General features: G+C 71.3%; 10 protein-coding genes and 1 pseudogene. 9 read left to right on the top strand and 2 right to left on the bottom strand.

Annotation, left to right across the window (positions count from 1 at the left end):
- Window positions 1-1,362: pseudogene (locus B7767_RS27440) on the bottom strand (glycoside hydrolase family 3 protein); the annotation flags it as partial.
- Window positions 1,363-1,717: 355 nt separating this feature from the next.
- Between B7767_RS27440 and B7767_RS27435 the strand changes: the two are divergent.
- From B7767_RS27435 to B7767_RS27400, 8 genes are all read left to right on the top strand, one after another.
- Window positions 1,718-3,412, top strand: a complete 1,695-nt coding sequence (locus B7767_RS27435; protein ID WP_085574526.1) for an extracellular solute-binding protein — start codon at window positions 1,718-1,720, stop codon at window positions 3,410-3,412.
- 27 nt (window positions 3,413-3,439) lie between these two features.
- Entirely contained in the window at window positions 3,440-4,474 is a 1,035-nt protein-coding gene (locus B7767_RS27430; RefSeq protein WP_085574525.1) for a sugar ABC transporter permease, read from the top strand.
- Window positions 4,471-5,406 carry a carbohydrate ABC transporter permease gene (locus B7767_RS27425; protein ID WP_030865974.1) on the top strand — a complete coding sequence of 312 codons (936 nt, stop codon included), beginning with the start codon at window positions 4,471-4,473 and terminating at the stop codon, window positions 5,404-5,406. Before B7767_RS27430 ends, B7767_RS27425 begins: the two co-directional genes overlap by 4 nt.
- A 143-nt stretch (window positions 5,407-5,549) precedes the next feature.
- Window positions 5,550-7,751 (top strand): sialidase family protein, encoded by a 2,202-nt coding sequence (locus B7767_RS27420; protein ID WP_085574524.1) that lies wholly within the window; start codon window positions 5,550-5,552, stop codon window positions 7,749-7,751.
- Window positions 7,751-9,721: a beta-galactosidase gene (locus B7767_RS27415; RefSeq protein ID WP_085574523.1), complete on the top strand. Its 1,971-nt coding sequence runs from the start codon at window positions 7,751-7,753 to the stop codon at window positions 9,719-9,721. Before B7767_RS27420 ends, B7767_RS27415 begins: the two co-directional genes overlap by 1 nt.
- Window positions 9,718-11,931 carry a glycoside hydrolase N-terminal domain-containing protein gene (locus tag B7767_RS27410; RefSeq protein WP_085574522.1) on the top strand — a complete coding sequence of 738 codons (2,214 nt, stop codon included), beginning with the start codon at window positions 9,718-9,720 and terminating at the stop codon, window positions 11,929-11,931. The genes B7767_RS27415 and B7767_RS27410 overlap by 4 nt, the downstream gene beginning before the upstream one ends.
- Before the next feature lie 37 nt (window positions 11,932-11,968).
- Window positions 11,969-12,682 carry a hypothetical protein gene (locus tag B7767_RS27405; RefSeq protein WP_085574521.1) on the top strand — a complete coding sequence of 238 codons (714 nt, stop codon included), beginning with the start codon at window positions 11,969-11,971 and terminating at the stop codon, window positions 12,680-12,682.
- 257 nt (window positions 12,683-12,939) lie between these two features.
- Window positions 12,940-13,782 (top strand): carbohydrate-binding protein, encoded by an 843-nt coding sequence (locus B7767_RS27400; RefSeq protein ID WP_085574520.1) that lies wholly within the window; start codon window positions 12,940-12,942, stop codon window positions 13,780-13,782.
- A 15-nt stretch (window positions 13,783-13,797) separates the two neighbouring features.
- Here B7767_RS27400 and B7767_RS27395 read toward each other — a convergent pair whose 3' ends face one another.
- Window positions 13,798-14,808 (bottom strand): LacI family DNA-binding transcriptional regulator, encoded by a 1,011-nt coding sequence (locus B7767_RS27395; protein ID WP_085574519.1) that lies wholly within the window; start codon window positions 14,806-14,808, stop codon window positions 13,798-13,800.
- A 343-nt stretch (window positions 14,809-15,151) separates the two neighbouring features.
- On the opposite strand from B7767_RS27395, the gene B7767_RS27390 reads away from it, so the two are divergent.
- Window positions 15,152-17,101 (top strand): acyl-CoA dehydrogenase family protein, encoded by a 1,950-nt coding sequence (locus tag B7767_RS27390; RefSeq protein ID WP_085574518.1) that lies wholly within the window; start codon window positions 15,152-15,154, stop codon window positions 17,099-17,101.
- The last annotated feature ends 294 nt before the right edge of the window (window positions 17,102-17,395 follow it).

Genomic DNA, 17,395 nt, shown 5'->3' with positions numbered 1-17,395 from the left:
CAGGTCGGTGCGGCCCGCGAGCAGCGCCGGGTCGAGGGCACCCTCGGCGCCGCGCGCCGTCTCGGGCGCCTCGGGGGCCGGCGGGACGTGCAGGAACGTACCGGCGGAGGTCTTCAGCAGCACCCGGTCCACGCCCTCGGCGAACTCCACGCGCTCGGCGCCGAAGCGCTCGTAGAGGCCCTCCAGCGGGGTGGAGCGGTGGATGAGGCTGCCGCTGTACCAGTCGAGCTTGCACTCGTCGGCGAGCAGCCCGACGACCGCGATCCGGGTGTCCGGGGCGAGCGGCAGCGGGCCGTCGTTCTTCAGCAGGACGATCGCCTGCTCGGCGGCCTCCCGGGCGAGCGCCCGGTGCTCCGGGGTGTCGAAGGGCTGCTCCCCGGCGTACGGGTCCGCGCCCGGGTTGAACTCGCCGAGCCGGAACCGCACCGAGAGCTGGCGGCGTACGGCCGTGTCGATGTCGGCCTCCGTCAGCAGGCCCCGCTCCAGCGCGCCCCGGACACGTCCGACGATCTTCGAGCCGTCGGTGCCGTGGTCGGTGAAGCTGTCGACCCCGGCCCGCAGGGCCGCCGCGGTGGCCTCCTCGTGGGTGTCGAAGTAGTGCTCGGAGTCGACCAGGTTGGACGGCGCACCGGCGTCCGAGCAGACCAGCAGGTCCTCCTCGGTCCAGGCGCGCAACTGCTCGCGCAGATACGGCGAGACGTGGTTCGGGCGGCCGTTGACCAGGTTGTACGCCGGCATCACGCCCGCCACCGCGCCCGCCTCGACGGCGTCGCGGAAGGCGCGCAGGTCGTACTCGTGCAGCACGCGCGGGCGGACGGAGCTGGACGTGGTGTCGCGCTCCGTCTCGTTGTTGTGCGCCAGCCAGTGCTTCAGGACGGGGGCCGTGCGCCAGTAGACCGGGTGGTCGCCGCGCAGGCCGTGGGTGTAGGCGGTGGCGATCGCCGAGGTGAGCTTCGGGTCCTCCGAGTAGCCCTCCTCGTTGCGGCCCCACAACGGGTGGCGCAGCAGGTTGACGGTCGGAGCCCAGACGTTGAGGCCGATGCGCTCGTCGCGGGTGCGCATCGCGCGGGTCTCGCGGGACACCGCCTCGCCCACCCGGCGCACCAGTTCCTGGTTCCAGGTGGCGCCGAGGCCGACGGCCTGGGGGAACACGGTCGCCGGGCCCATCCAGGCGACACCGTGCAGGGCCTCCTGGCCGGTGCGGAAGGCGGCGACGTCCAAGCGCTCGACGGCCGGCGCGAACTGGTGCAGAAATCCGATCTTCTCGTCGAGGGTGAGCCGCGACAGGAGGTCGTCGATGCGCTTCGCGAACGACAGAGTCGTATCGCGGAAAGGCGGCGTAGGCGGCGTTTGTGCGGTCACGTGAGTTCCCCTCGGGATGGAGCGACGAGGCGCTTTCGAAGCGCTTCGATGCTCATTCGGGGTGGGGGTGGGTGTCAAGTGATCCGAGGATGTGGATCGAACGCCTCGTGCATGATCCATGGGCAGTGTGCCTGCATCGCAATCGCGCATACATCCGAGGAATCTTCGATGCGACCCTTGTGTGCCCCTGGGTGTTCACTTAACCTCGCAGCAACATCGAAGCGCTTCGACTGCGAGGCCGCCTTTCCGGCGCACCTTCCGCCGAACGACCGCTTCGGCTCAGCCAGTTCCACTGAAGACACCGCAGCCGACGGCCACCGCCGGGTGTCCTGGTGCGCCATGAAGGGTTGACGCAATGACGCCGAACGCCGCCCCCAGCTCCTCCGGACCGAGCCGGAGAAGCTTCCTCGCCTCCACGGCGGTCGCCACCGCAGCGGTGGCGGGAGGAATGCCGCTGCTCGCCGCGTGCGGCGGGTCCGACGGAGGTTCGCGGGACGGCACCACGTCGAGCAAGGACGCCAAGAAGATCCTCCCGGCGTACGTGGCGAGCAATGTGGTCACGCCCGACATCCCCAGCAAGAACGGTTCCGCGGTCGGCTTCACCAGCAAGCTCGACCTGGCGGGCCTGAAGACGTCGGTGCCGAAGAAGCTCGGCAAGGGCGGCAAGGTCACCATCATGTCGCCGTTCTGGGGCTCCCCGCCCAAGGACGGCAACGCGTACTACACGTCGATGAACGACCTCATCGGCGTCGACGTGGTCTGGCAGAACCAGGACGGCAACACCTACGACCAGAAGCTCGGCGCGGTCCTCGCCTCCAGCGAGGTGCCCGACGTGGTGGTCGTGCCCGGCTGGAACATGACGGGCAAGATCCCCAGCGCCATCATCGGCAAGTTCGCCGACCTCGGCCCGTACCTGTCCGGCGACGCCGTCAAGGACTACCCGAACCTCGCGGCGATCCCCACCGACGCCTGGCAGCGGTCCATCTTCGGCGGCAAGCTGCGCGGCCTGCCCATGCCGTCCTCGTACGTCACCGGCATCGTGCCGCTCTACCGCCAGGACATCTTCGAGAAGGAGGGCTACGAGGTCCCCCGCTCGTGCGACGAGTTCATGGAGCTGGCCAAGGACGCCACCAACGCCAAGGCCAAGCGCTGGGCCTGCCTGGACATGAAGTGGACGGCCTTCAACGCCTTCGGCGTGCTCTCCGGCAACGAGAAGTCGCTCGGCTGGAACGAGACCGACGGCAAGCTGGTCTACCGCATCGAGACCGAGGAGTACCTCGAGGCCCTGGAGTGGACGCGCAAGCTGTTCGCCGCCGGCGTCGTGCACCCCGACGCCGAGCTGGGCAAGAGCAACGCCAGCGACCCCGGGCCCAAGTTCGCCGCCGGCGAGTTCCTCATCTACAACCAGGACATGTCGCAGTGGTGGAGCCGCACCGCCGAACAGGCCACCCAGAACCCCGACTTCAAGATCTGGGGCATGGACCTCTTCGGCCATGACGGCGGCGACCCCACGCTGTGGGCGCAGAACCCGGCCGGCATCTTCGCCTTCGTCAACAAGAAGGCATCCGAGGCCGTGATCCGTGACGTGCTGGCCGTCGCCAACGTCACCGCCGCGCCGTACGGCACCAAGGAGTACATGGCCACCAACTACGGCGTGGAGGGCACCCACTACACCGTCAAGGACGGTGTGCCCACCAAGACCGACCAGGGCAACATCGACGTGATGAACGCCTACGTGATGGTCGCGAGCCCCGCCGCCACCATCGCCCACCCCGACTTCCCCGAGGTCGCCAAGGGACAGGTGGAGTGGCAGCAGCGGATGGGCGCCTTCACCAGGAAGTCGTCCTTCTACGGCATGCAGATCACCGAGCCCTCCCGCTGGACCAACCTCTCCAACGACTTCGAGCAGCTGGAGGACGACGTCATCCGCGGCCGCAAGAAGATCAGCGACGTGCAGCAGGCCGTCTCCGACTGGAAGAGCAAGGGCGGCGACGAACTCCGCGACTGGTACAAGAAGATCCTCGACGAGAACGGCTCGGCGGCCGGCTGACCGAGTACCGAGGCAAGGAGAACCGCCGTGTCCCACAGCACGGTGCCTCGGACCGACACCGAGGCCGAAGCGAAGGAGAACCCCCCGGCGGCGCACGGCGGCGCCACCGGGGCCACGAAGAAGCCACCCGCCGGGAAGCTCAGCCTCCGGCTGAGGTTCAGACGCGACCGCGTCCTGGTGCTGATGACACTGCCGGCCGTCCTGCTGGTACTGCTCTTCAACTACGTGCCGATCCTCGGCAACGTCGTCGCGTTCCAGGAGTACGACCCCTACATCAGTGACAACGGGGTCGTCTCCATCCTGCACAGCCCCTGGGTGGGCCTGGAGAACTTCCAGCGGATCTTCGAGGACTCCGCCTTCTGGAACGCGGTCCGGAACACGCTGGTGCTGTTCTTCCTCCAGCTCGTGCTGTACTTCCCGATCCCCATCCTGCTCGCGCTGCTCATCAACAGCGTGGTCAGGCCGAGGGTGCGGGCGATCTCGCAGGCCATCCTCTACCTGCCGCACTTCTTCTCGTGGGTGCTGGTCGTCGCCGTCTTCCAGCAGTTGTTCGGCGGCGCCGGGCTGCTCTCCCAGGTGCTGCGCGACCACGGGTACGACGGGCTCAGCCTGATGACCGACCCGGAGACCTTCAAGTTCCTCATCACCGCGCAGAGCGTGTGGAAGGACGCCGGCTGGGGGATCATCGTCTTCCTCGCCGCGCTGGCCTCGGTCAGCCCCGACCTGTACGAGGCGGCGGCGATGGACGGCGCCAACCGCTGGCGCCGCATGTGGCACGTCACACTGCCCGCGCTGCGCCCGGTGATCGCCCTGCTGCTGGTGCTGCGCGTCGGCGACGCCCTGACGGTCGGCTTCGAACAGATCCTGCTGCAACGTGACGCCGTCGGACCGGGAGCCTCGGAGGTCCTCGACACCTTCGTGTGGTGGAACGGTGTGCGCAACCAGGACTTCGGCTACGCGGCCGCCGCGGGGCTCGTCAAGGGCGTCATCAGTCTCGGCCTGGTCCTGATAGCGAACAAGGTGGCCCACCTCATGGGCGAGCAGGGGGTGTACAAGAAGTGACCGCCGTCATCGACAAACCCGCACGCACGCCCGGCCGGTGGGCGGCCCCGCCCCGGCCGGTGTGGGAGGAGGCGCCCAGCCGGGCCGGACTCGCCGGCAAGGGGCTGGTCCTGCTCCTCGCCTGCCTGGCCATCCTGTTCCCGCTGTGGATCGTCGTCGTCACCAGCCTGTCCTCACGGAAGACCATCGACGAGGCCGGCGGCCTGGTGATGATCCCGAAGGACATCACCTTCGTCGCCTACCAGGAACTGCTCAGCGGCGGCCAGGTCACCCGCGCCACGCTCGTCAGCATCGGCGTCACCCTCGTCGGCACCCTCTTCTCGATGGCGGTGTCCGTGCTGTGCGCCTACGGACTGTCCCGCAGCGGCTCCGTCGGCCACCGCTGGATCCTCATGGTGCTGCTGGCCACGATGTTCTTCAGCGCCGGCCTCATCCCCACCTACCTGCTGGTGCAGTCCCTGGGCCTGACGGACAGCTACCTCGCGCTGATCCTGCCCAGCGCGATCAGCGTCTTCAACATCCTGGTGCTGCGCGGCTTCTTCATGGGCATCTCGCAGGAGCTGATCGACAGCGCCCGCATCGACGGCGCCGGGGACCTGCGCATCCTGTGGCAGATCGTGCTGCCGCTCTCCCGCGCGGTCGTCGCGGTGATCACGCTGTTCTACGCCGTCGGGTACTGGAGCGCCTGGTTCAACGCCTCCCTGTACCTCAACGACCAGGACATGCTGCCCCTGCAGAACGTCATGATCCAGCTCGTACAGAAGCAGGAGGCGCCGGTCGGGCTCGGCCAGGCGATCAAGACCGGTGAGCTGTCCGGTCTCGCCGTGCAGATGGCCGTCATGGTGATGGCGTTGCTGCCGGTGGCCGTGTTGTCGCCGTTCGTCCAGAAGCACTTCAAGAAGGGCATGCTCACGGGGGCCGTCAAGGGCTGACGCCCTTGGTTGCGGGGCTGCGCGGTCAACGGGCCGCGGGTTCGTCGTGGCTGGTCGCGCCCACGCGGCGGAGCCGCACATCGGACACGGCCCCGCGCCCCTTCAGGTTTCCCCACTCACCCCCTCATAGGCGAGGTTCTGTCATGTTCGCGTCTTCCTTGAGCCGGCGTGCCGTTCTCGCCGGAGCGGCGGCCGTCGCCGCCGTCGCCGGTGCTCCCGCCCTCGCCGGCCAGGCGTCGGCCGCCGGGGCCCCCGCCTACCGCTGGCGCAACGTCGTCATCGGCGGGACCGGGTTCATCACCGGTGTGCTGTTCCATCCCCGGGTGCGCGGGCTCGCCTACGCCCGGACCGACATCGGGGGCGCCTACCGCTGGGACGACCGGCGTGACCGCTGGATCCCGCTCCTCGACCACATCGGGTGGGACGACTGGAACCTGCTCGGCGTCGAGGCGATGGCGGTCGACCCCGCCCACCCGGACCGGCTGTACCTCGCCTGCGGCACCTACGCCCAGTCGTGGGGGAGCAACGGTGCCGTCCTGCGCTCGGACGACCGCGGCGCCACCTGGCGGCGCACCGACCTCACCGTGAAGCTCGGCGCCAACGAGGACGGCCGGGGCGCGGGGGAGCGGCTGCTCGTGGACCCGCGCGACAGCGACACCCTGTGGCTCGGCACCCGGCACGACGGGCTGCTCAGGTCCACCGACCGGGGCGCCACCTGGACGCCGGTGGGCGGATTCCCGGCCGCCCCGTCCGCCACCGGCCAGGGCGTCACCCTCCTCGTCGCCGCCGGACGCACCGTCTACGCCGGCTGGGGCGACGGCGGCGGTGCGAACCTGTTCCGCACGGCCGACGGCACCACCTGGGAGGCGGTCCCCGGGCAGCCGTCCGGCACCGCCGCCCGCGTACCGATCCGGGCCGCGTACGACCGGCACACCCGCGAGCTGTACGTGACGTACGCCGACGCGCCCGGTCCCAACGGCCAGTCCGACGGCAGCGTGCACAAGCTGCGCACCACCGGTGGCGAGTGGACCGAGGTCACCCCGGTGAAGCCCGGCGGGACCACCAGTGGGGGAGGCTCCGCCGACACCTTCGGCTACGGCGGGGTCGCGGTCGACGCCCGCCGCCCCGGCACCGTCGTCGTCTCCACCAACAACCGCTGGGCGGCGGTCGACACCCTGTACCGGTCCACCGACGGCGGCCGCAGCTGGCGCTCGCTGAAGGACACCGCCGTCCTCGACGTGTCCGAGACGCCCTACCTGAAGTGGGGCGAGGACGAACCCAAGTTCGGCTGGTGGATCCAGGCGCTCGCCCTCGACCCGTACGATGCGCGGCACGTCGTGTACGGCACGGGCGCCACCCTCTACGCCACCCGCGACCTGAAGCACTGGGCCCCGCAGATCCGCGGCCTGGAGGAGACGTCCGTCCGCCAGCTGATCTCGCCCCCGGCCGGGAAGGCGCACCTGATCAGCGGCCTCGGGGACATCGGCGTGATGTACCACGAGAGACTCACCGCCTCCCCGGCGGGCGGCATGGCGACGAACCCCGTGTTCGGGACGGCGACCGGTCTGGCGCAGGCGGCGCGCAGACCGCGGTACGTCGTGCGGACCGGCTGGGGCGACCACGGCAACGGAGCGTACTCCGAGGACGGCGGGCGGACCTGGGCGCCCTTCGCGGCCCAGCCCGCGATCGCCAAGGACGCACCGGGGCCGATCGCCAGCGACGCCGACGGCGGCGTGCTGCTGTGGTCCTTCGTGCACTGGGACGGCACCAAGCACCCGGCCCACCGCTCCGCGGACAACGGCGCCACCTGGACCGAGGTCCCCACCTTCCCCAAGGGCGCCGTCCCGGTCGCCGACCCCGTCGACCCGACGCGCTTCTACGCGTACGACACCGACACGGGCACGCTCTTCGCCAGCACCGACGGCGGGCGTACCTTCACCGCGCAGGCGGACGGACTGCCGTCCGGCGACAGCCAGTTCAAGCTGGTCGCGGCGCCCGGCCGCACCGGTGACCTGTGGCTGAGCACCAAGGGGAACGGGCTGTACCGGTCCACCGACGGCGGCGCGACCTTCACCAAGGTCGACAGCTGCCGGGCCTCCTACACCCTCGGCTTCGGCAAGGCCGCCGACGGCGCCGGCTACCCGGCGATCTACCAGGTCGGCTCCACCGAGGAGATCACCGCCGTGTACCGCTCCGACGACGGGGCGAGGACCTGGGTGCGGATCAACGACGACGACCACCAGTGGGGCTGGACCGGCGAGACGATCACCGGCGACCCGCGCGCGTACGGCCGGGTCTACCTCGCCACCAACGGACGCGGCATCCAGTACGGGGAGCCCGTCTGATGCCGAACCTGAGCGACGCCACCCGCGGCCGCCTCCTCTACGGCGGCGACTACAACCCCGAGCAGTGGCCCGAGGAGGTCTGGCACGAGGACGTCCGCCTCATGAAGGAGGCCGGCGTCAACTCCGTCACCCTCGGCGTCTTCTCCTGGTCGAAGCTCGAACCCCGCCCCGGAGAGCGGGACTTCGACTGGCTGGACCGGCTGATGGACCTGATGCACGACAACGGCGTCGGTGTCGTCCTCGCCACCCCGACCGCCTCCCCGCCGCCCTGGATGGGGCACCTCCACCCGGACACCCTGCCCCGTGACGCGGAGGGCCGGACCGAGTGGTGGGGCGGACGCCAGCACTTCTCGCACTCCAGCGCCACCTACCGCCGGTACGCCGCCGCCATCACCGAGGACCTGGCCGCCCGCTACGGCACCCACCCCGCCCTCACCCTGTGGCACGTCAACAACGAGTACTGCACCTACGACTGGGGCGACGAGGCCGCCGCCCGCTTCCGGGTCTGGCTGCGTCACCGCTACGGCTCCCTCGACGCCCTCAACACCGCCTGGGGCACCGCCTTCTGGAGCCAGGGCTACGGCGACTGGGCCGAGGTGCTGCCGCCCCGCCACGCGCACTACCTGAAGAACCCCACCCAGGTGCTGGACTTCAAGCGCTTCACGTCCGACATGCTCCTGGAGTGTTACACCGCCGAACGCGACATCGTCCGCCGGCACACCCCGCACCTCCCGGTCACCACCAACTTCATGCCGCTGTGGGCCGGCCAGGACGCCTGGCGCTGGGCCGAGGAGGAGGACGTCGTCTCCGTCGACCTCTACCCCGACCCGCGCGACCCCCTCGGCGCCCAGAGCGGCGCCCTGGTCCAGGACATGACCCGCTCCCAGGCCCGCGGGCCCTGGATGCTGATGGAGCAGGCGGCCGGACCGGTCAACTGGCGCCGGGTGAACCACCCCAGGCCGCGCGGCCTCAACCGGCTGTGGTCCCTCCAGGCCGTGGCGCGCGGCGCCGACGCCGTCTGCTACTTCCAGTGGCGCCAGTCCCGGCAGGGCGCCGAGAAGTTCCACTCCGGAATGGTCGGCCACGCGGGCGAGCGGGGACGTACGTACCAGGAGGTCAAGCAGCTCGGCGCGGACCTCGCCCGGATCGCCCCGCACACCGCCGGCGGCGGGATCACCGCCGACGTCGCCGTGCTGCACGACTGGCACTCCTGGTGGGCCGGGGACCAGGAGGCCCGGCCCTCCCACGAGGTCGACTACCCGCAGGTCCTGAGCGCCTGGCACCGCGCCCTCTGGGGGGCCCACCTGACCACCGACTTCGCCCACCCCGAACACGACCTGACCGGCTACCGGCTCGTCGTCGTCCCGCAGCTCTACCTCCTCACCGACACGGCCGTCGACAACCTGCTCGCCTACGTACGCGGCGGCGGCACCCTCGTCTGCGGCTTCCTGACCGGCGTCGCCGACCAGGACGACCGGGTCCGGCCCGGTGCCATGGACGCCCGGCTGCGCGAGCTGTTCGGCATCCGCACCCTGCACGAGTGGTGGCCACTGGACGCGGGGGAGACCGCCGACTGCGAGGGCGGCCTGCGCGGCACCCTGTGGTCCGAGGAACTGGAGCCCGACGGCACCGCCGACGAGACCGTCCGCTACAAGGGCGGAGAACTCGACGGACTGCCCGCCGTGCTGCGCAAGGGCCGCGCCTGGTACGTCTCGACGCTCCCCGGACCGGAGGAGCTGCGGGCGCTGCTGACCCGCGTCGCCACCGGCGCGGGCGTCCGGCCGGTGCTCGACGGGCTCCCGGACGGAGTCGAGGCGGTCCGCCGCGGTGAGCTGCTGTTCCTGCTCAACCACGACCGCGAGCCGGTCACCGTGGACGTCCCGGGAACCCACCACGACCTGCTGACGGAGAACACCGTGACCGACCGGATCACCCTCGGCCGCTACGGCGTGGCGGTGCTGAAGCCATGAGCGCCACGCCCGTCCACGGAACCTGGGAGCCGCGCCCGGCCGCCCGCTGGGAGGACGCCTTCCTGAGCGGCAACGGCCACCACGGCGCCCTCGTGTTCGGCGATCCGGACGACGACCGGACCGTCGTCACCCATCACACCCTCGTCCGTCCGGGCGAGGACGCCGACCGGAACCGGCTGCCGCCCCGGCTCGCCGACGGACTGTCCGGCCTCCAGGACCGGCTGCTCGCCGGCGACCCGACCGCCGCCGAGGGCTTCACCGACGGCCGGTCGCTCCAATGGGTGCAGCCCTTCCACCCCGCCTTCCAGGTCCGCCTGCGCCGCCCGGACGGCCACCAGGACCAGGACGGATACCGCCGTACGGTCGACTTCGCCACCGGCGTCGCCGAGGCGACCCGCGCCGGCCGGACCAGCCGGGTCTTCGTCTCCCGCGCCGACGACGTGATCGTCCAGCACGTCACCGGCCCCGGACTCACCCTCGACGTCTGTCTGGACCACCGGCTCCCGAACGCCCCCACCGGCCTGGGCGTCGGCCACGGCGCCGTCCTCACCCCCGAGGGCGCCCTGCTCAGCCTGCGCGCCCGCTACCCGGGCAGCGACCTCGCCTGCACCGGCGTCACCCTGGTCGCCGTCACCGGCGGCCGGACGGCGCTCGCCCCGCCGGGCCTGCGCATCGAGGGCGCGCGGTCGGTACTGCTGCTCACCCGGGTGCGGCGGCACACCGGGGAACTCGACGTGGTCGCCGAGGGCCGCGCCCTGCGCGATCTGCTCGACGACGTCCCCGGGACCCCGTACGACGACCTCCTCGCCCGCCACCTCCCCCTGCACCGCACCGCCTACGAACGCGTCACCCTGGACCTGGCCGCCGACCCGGACGAACGCTCCCTGCCGGGCTCCGAGTTGCTCACCCGGCCGCGCGGCGCCGCCCTGCTCGAACGGCTCTTCGCGGCCGGCCGCTACCACCTGCTGTCCTCCAGCGGCCTGTTCCCGCCCCGCCTCACCGGACTGTGGACCGGCGACTGGGACACCGCCTGGTCCGGCGCCTTCACCAACGACGCCAACCTCAACCTCCAGACCGCCTCCGCCGCCGCGGCGGCCCTCCCCGAGGTCACCGGGGCACTGGCCGCCCTGATCCGGCGGCAGCTGCCCGACTGGCGGGACAACGCCCGCGCGGTCTTCGGCGCCCGGGGCGTCGTCGCGCCCGCCCACAGCGACGGCGAGTCGGGGCACTCGTACCACTTCAGCCGCGAGTACCCGCTGCACCTGTGGACCGCCGGCGCCGACTGGCTGCTCAAGCCCCTCGTCGACCACGACGACACCCGCGGCGAACGCGATCCGCACACCGCCGCCGTGCTCGCCGAAGTCGCCCTGTTCTACGAGGACTTCCTCACCCGCACCGACAGCGAGGGACAACTGGTCGTCGTCCCCTCCTACTCGCCGGAGAACCGGCCCGCCAACGCCGGCTGGGGCACCGTCAACGCGGCCATGGACCTCTCCGCCGCCCGCCACGCCCTGCTGACCGCCGCCGCGTACCACCCGGAGCACGCCGACCGCTGGCGCGCGCTCGCCGACCGGCTGCCCCCACACCGGATCAACGCCGACGGAGCGCTCGCCGAATGGGCGTGGCCCGGCCTGGAGGACTCCTACGACCACCGCCACCTCAGCCACCTCTACGGCGTCTGGCCACTGGACGAGATCACCCCCTACGACACCCCCGACCTGGCCGCCGCGGCCCACCGCGCCCTGGAACTGCGGGGCGCCGAGAACGACTCCGCGCACGGTCATCTGCACCACGCGCTGATCGCGGCCCGCCTCCGGGACGGCGAGCGGGTCGCCCACGCGCTCGGCCAGGTTCTCGACGGCGACTTCTTCCACGCCTCCCTGATGAGCGCGCACTACCCGCACCGCCACGTCTACAACGCCGACGCCGCCCACACCCTGCCCGCCGTGCTGATCGAGGCGCTCGTGCAGTCCACCCCCGACCGGCTGGTCCTGCTGCCGGCGCCCCTCCCGGCGTACCCGAGCGGCGAACTGCGCGGCATCCGCACCCGCTTCGGTGCCGAACTCGACCTCACCTGGTCCCCGGACGCCGTCACCGCCGTCGTCCGGCCGACCCGTACCCACCGCATCGACCTGTGGACTTCCGCCGGCGTCGAACCGCTCGACCTCGTCGCCGGAGAAGACCGCGTCCTCACCCCGAAGACGCGGTGATCCCCCCGCGATTCCCCCCACCCATGGAAGGAAAGCCATGGCAACAAGCACCTCGAGCAGGATCACCAAGGTCCTGCTGGCGCCCGTCCTCGCGCTCGGCGCGACGGTCGGGCTCGCCTCCGCCCCCGCGCACGCCGCCGTCTGGAGCTCCTGCGACCAGTGGGGCAACACCGATCTCAACGGCTACACGCTCTACAACAACATCTGGGGTTCCGGCGCCGGCGCCCAGTGCGTCTGGGCCAACTCCGGCACCAACTGGGGCGTGTGGGCCGACCACCCGGGCACCGGCGGCATCAAGTCCTACCCGAACGCCAAGAAGGTGATCAACAAGTCGATCACCTCCCTCACTTCGCTCACCAGCAGCTACAGCGTCACCGTCCCGTCCTCGGGCGCGTACAACACCTCGTACGACATCTGGGACACGGACTACGACTACGAGATCATGCTCTGGGTCAACCACAACGGCGCCGTGGGCCCGCTGGGCAGCTCGCAGGGCACCGTGAGTCTCGGCGGCCACACCTGGAACGTCCACAAGGGGAACAACGGCGCCAACGAGGTCTTCTCGTTCCTGCGCACCTCGGACTCGAACTCCGGCACCGTGAACATCCTCCCGATCCTCAAGTGGATCAAGGACACCAAGGGCTGGATGGGCAACGAGACCATCGGTGACGTGCAGTTCGGCTACGAGATCACCTCGTCGCCCGGCGGACTGGACTTCCGCACCGACAACCTGACGGTGTCGGGCGGCTAGTCACACGGTCCTCGTGCCGCCCGCACCGGTGCACCGGTGCGGGCGGCCTCGTGTCTCCGGGCGACGCCCGGCCGCCATAACGCCGTGCAGGGGCCGGAGCGGGAGTTCCGGCGCGGTGACCGGCGCGACTACGTTTTCGGCGATCACAGTGGAGCGCGTCCGCGAGACACAGTTCGCCCGCCCCGCGTTCGCGGGCGCGCTCCGGGTCAGGCACGCCCCGTCCTTCCGCCCCCACCGAGGAGACCGAGGAATCCGCCATGACACCATCCGCCCCCGATGAACCCGGTACCGGCGCCGACCGCCCGATCAGCCGCAGGAACCTGCTCAGGGCGGCCGTCGCCGCCGGTGCCGCCGTCCCGTTGCTCGCGACGGGCACGGTGGCGCTCGCCAGGGACGCCGGCACCCAGGGACGGGACCTCACACCGACACCGTTCTGCGACGACGGCGACGATCCCACGATCCCCCAGATGGAGGGTCCCTACTTCAAGCCGAACTCCCCGCTGCGGAGCAACCTCGTGACACCGGGCACCCCGGGCACCCCGCTCACCGTCAGCGGTTACGTCTTCGGCCGCGACTGCGTCCCGCTGAGCGGGGTCCTGCTGGACTTCTGGCAGGCCGACAACGCGGGCGCCTACGACAACGCCGGATACACCTTCCGCGGGCACCAGTTCACCGACGCCTCCGGCGCCTTCAGCCTGCGGACGATCGTGCCCGGTCTCTATCCGGGGCGCACCCGGCACATCCACGTCAAGGCCCAGGCGCCCGGCGAGCCCGTCCTGACCACCCAGCTCTACTTCCCGGGCGAGCCCCGCAACAACACGGACACGATCTACGACCCGGCGCTGCTGATGAACGTCCGCAACGTCGGCGGCGGCAAGGAAGCCACCTTCGACTTCGTGCTCGACGTCGAGGGCGGCCCGACGGATCCGCCGACGGACCCGCCCACCGACCCGCCGGGCGGAAGCTGGGCTCCCGGCCGCTCGTACGCGGCGGGCGACCGGGCCACCTACGGGGGCGCCGGGTACCGCTGTCTGCAGGCGCACACCTCGATGGCCGGCTGGGAGCCGCCCAACGTTCCGGCGCTGTGGCGCCGCGAGTGACAGCGGGCGGGTGAGTCACTGGGCGGGTGCCGGGCCCGAGCTGGCGCGGACGGTCAGTTCGGGCGCGATCAGCACGACCTCGTCGCCGCCCCGCCCGTCGAGCTTGGCGACCAGTTGTTCCACGGCGAGCCGGCCCATCTCCTGCGCGGGGACGGCGACCGACGTCAGCCGCACCGAGGCCTGCACGGCGACCTGCTCCGGGCAGATCGCGACCACCGAGACGTCCTCGGGCACGGCCCGGCCCTGCTGCCGCAGCAGGGCGAGCAGCGGTTCCACCGCCGCCTCGTTCTGCACGACGAAGCCCGTGGTGCCGGGGCGTTCGTCGAGGATCCGGGCGAGCGTCACGGCCATCGCGTCGTACCCGCCCTCACAGGGCCGGTGCAGCAGCCGCAGTCCCAGTTCCCGCGCCCGGCCGCGCAGTCCGTCCAGGGTGCGCTCGGCGAAGCCGGTGTGCCGTTCGTAGACCGCCGGCGCCTCGCCGATGACGGCGATGTCGTGGTGCCCCCGCTTGGCGAGATGCTCCACGCACAGCGCGCCGGTGGCCTTGAAGTCGAGGTCGACGCAGGTCAGGCCGGTGGTGTCGGCGGGGAGACCGATCAGCACCGCCGGCCGGTCGGTCTCCCGCAGCAGCGGCAGGCGCTCGTCGTCGAGTTCGACGTCCATCAGGATCATGCCGTCGGCGAGTCCGCTGCCCGCGACCCGGCGCACCGCGTCCGGGCCCTCCTCACCGGTGAGCAGCAGCACGTCGTACCCGTGGGTGCGGGCCGTGGTGGCCACCGCGATGGCGATCTCCATCATCACCGGCACGTACATGTCCGTGCGCAGCGGGATCATCAGCGCGATGATGTTGGACCTGCTGCTGGCCAGGGCACGGGCCCCGGCGTTCGGGTGGTACCCGAGTTCGCGGATGCTCCGCTCGACCCGCTGCCGGGTGTTCACGGAGATGGACCGCTTGCCGCTGAGGACATAGCTCACCGTGCTCGCGGAGACTCCGGCGTGCTGGGCGACCTCGGCGAGGGTGACCATCCAGTCTCCAAGCTTGTGAAGCGCTTCGACAGTGCGCGCGATGTACAGGGGGTGGGTGAGGGTGATCCGACAGTAGCCTCACAGGATGACGGGTGTCCATAGGCTGTCGAAGCGCTTCGACAGCTTTCTCCGGAGCTGGGTCGGACCGTTTCTCCGAAGCCGGTTCGGACCGAAGGGGGCGCCGGAGGAATTGTCCCTCATCCCGCCCGCCCTCCGAGGACGGGCGGATCGGCCGTACGGCCGCACGAAGGGTGGCGGGGTGGCTACGAATCGGGTACATACGATCGGGTAGCACCTGTCAGTAATGTAATGACACCGTCCCCTTCGCGGCGAGGTGAGCCTCATGTCCGCAACACCCGAGTCACCCCCGTCCCCGTCCCGACCCACCGTCACCGAACGTGAGGCCCGCCAGGTGGCGGAGGCCGCCCGGGAACAGGACTGGCGCAAGCCCAGCTTCGCCAAGGAACTGTTCCTCGGCCGCTTCCGGCTCGACCTGATCCACCCCCACCCCCTGCCCGCCGACGAGCACGTCCAGCGCGGCGAGGAGTTCCTCGCCAAGCTCCGTGACTTCTGCGAGACGAAGATCGACGGCGCCCGGATCGAGCGCGACGCCCTGATCCCCGACGACGTGATCACCGGGCTCAAGGAGCTCGGCGCCTTCGGCATGAAGATCGACACCAAGTACGGCGGCCTCGGCCTCACCCAGGTCTACTACAACAAGGCCCTCGCCCTGGTCGGCTCCGCCAGCCCGGCGATCGGCGCGCTGCTCTCCGCGCACCAGTCGATCGGCGTACCGCAGCCGCTGAAGATCTTCGGCACGCGGGAGCAGAAGGAGACGTTCCTGCCGCGCTGCGCCCGCACCGACATCTCGGCCTTCCTGCTCACCGAGCCGGACGTCGGCTCGGACCCGGCGCGCCTGGCCACCACCGCCGTCCCCGAGGGCGACGAGTACGTCCTGGACGGCGTGAAGCTGTGGACCACCAACGGCGTGGTCGCCGACCTCCTCGTGGTCATGGCACGCGTACCGAAGTCCGAGGGCCACCGGGGCGGCATCACCGCGTTCGTGGTCGAGGCGGCCTCCGAGGGCGTCACCGTGGAGAACCGCAACGCCTTCATGGGCCTGCGCGGACTGGAGAACGGCGTCACCCGCTTCCACCGGGTCCGCGTCCCCGCCGCCCACCGCATCGGCGAGGAGGGTCAGGGCCTGAAGATCGCCCTGACCACGCTCAACACCGGCCGGCTGTCCCTGCCCGCGATGTGCGTCGGCTCCGGGAAGTGGTGCCTGAAGATCGCCCGCGAGTGGTCGGCGGCCCGGGAGCAGTGGGGCAAGCCGGTGGCGCTGCACGAGGCTGTCGGCTCCAAGATCGCGTTCATCGCGGCGACCACCTTCGCCCTGGAGGCCGTGGTCGACCTCTCCTCGCAGATGGCCGACGAGGACCGCAACGACATCCGCATCGAGGCCGCCCTCGCCAAGCTGTACGGCTCGGAGATGGCCTGGCTGATGGCCGACGAACTGGTCCAGATCCGCGGCGGACGCGGCTTCGAGACCGCCGAGTCCCTGCGGGCGCGCGGCGAGCGGGCGGTCCCGGCCGAGCAGATGCTGCGCGACCTGCGCATCAACCGCATCTTCGAGGGCTCCACGGAGATCATGCACCTGCTGATCGCGCGCGAGGCCGTCGACGCCCACCTCTCGGTCGCCGGCGACCTGATCGACCCCGAGAAGTCCCTCGGCGACAAGGCGAGGGCGGGGGCGGGCGCGGGCCTCTTCTACGCCAAGTGGCTGCCGAAACTCGTGGCGGGCCCCGGACAGCTCCCCGGCTCCTACGGCGGGTTCAAGCACGGCATCGACCTCTCCGGTCACCTGCGCTACGTCGAGCGGACCTCCCGCAAGCTGGCCCGCTCCACCTTCTACGCCATGTCCCGCTGGCAGGGGAGGATGGAGACCAAGCAGGGCTTCCTGGGCCGGATCGTCGACATCGGCGCCGAACTGTTCGCGATGAGCGCCGCCTGCGTCCGCGCGGAACTCCTGCGCGGCCGGGGTGAGAACGGCCGCGAGGCCTACCAGCTCGCCGACGTCTTCTGCCGCCAGGCCCGCATCCGCGTCGAGGAACTCTTCGGCCGCCTGTGGACCAACACCGACGACATCGACCGCAAGGTCGTCAAGGGCGTGCTCTCGGGCACGTACGAGTGGCTGGAGCAGGGCATCATCGATCCCTCGGACGACGGTCCCTGGATCGCCGACGCCTCCCCCGGCCCTTCCGGGCGGGAGAACGCGCACCGGCCGATCCGCTGACCCGGGAGAGCCCCACGGTCCTCGCACCGCCCTGGAGGTGTCCACCGGGCAGGAGGGCGCCCGTGAGATCCGCCCGACCGGGTGGCCGGCCGTGTCCGCGAGGCGCGGGAGTCCCGGGAACCCGGCCGGGAGGAACCGGGCGGGGCGACCGGGCACAGCGCCCGGAGGACCGGGCGGGTCGAGCGCGGAGGCCGGACACGCGTCCCGACGGCCTGCCGCTGATCGCGCCCCCGACGTCCCGCCCGCGGACCTGGTCGTCGACCGAGCGGCGGCTCGTCCGCCGGCCGTACGCAG

The sequence above is a fragment of the Streptomyces sp. 13-12-16 genome (assembly GCF_002114215.1).
Lineage (GTDB): Bacteria > Actinomycetota > Actinomycetes > Streptomycetales > Streptomycetaceae > Streptomyces.
Note: the sequence above shows the minus strand (reverse complement) of the source record. Positions and strands in the feature narration are given on the sequence as shown.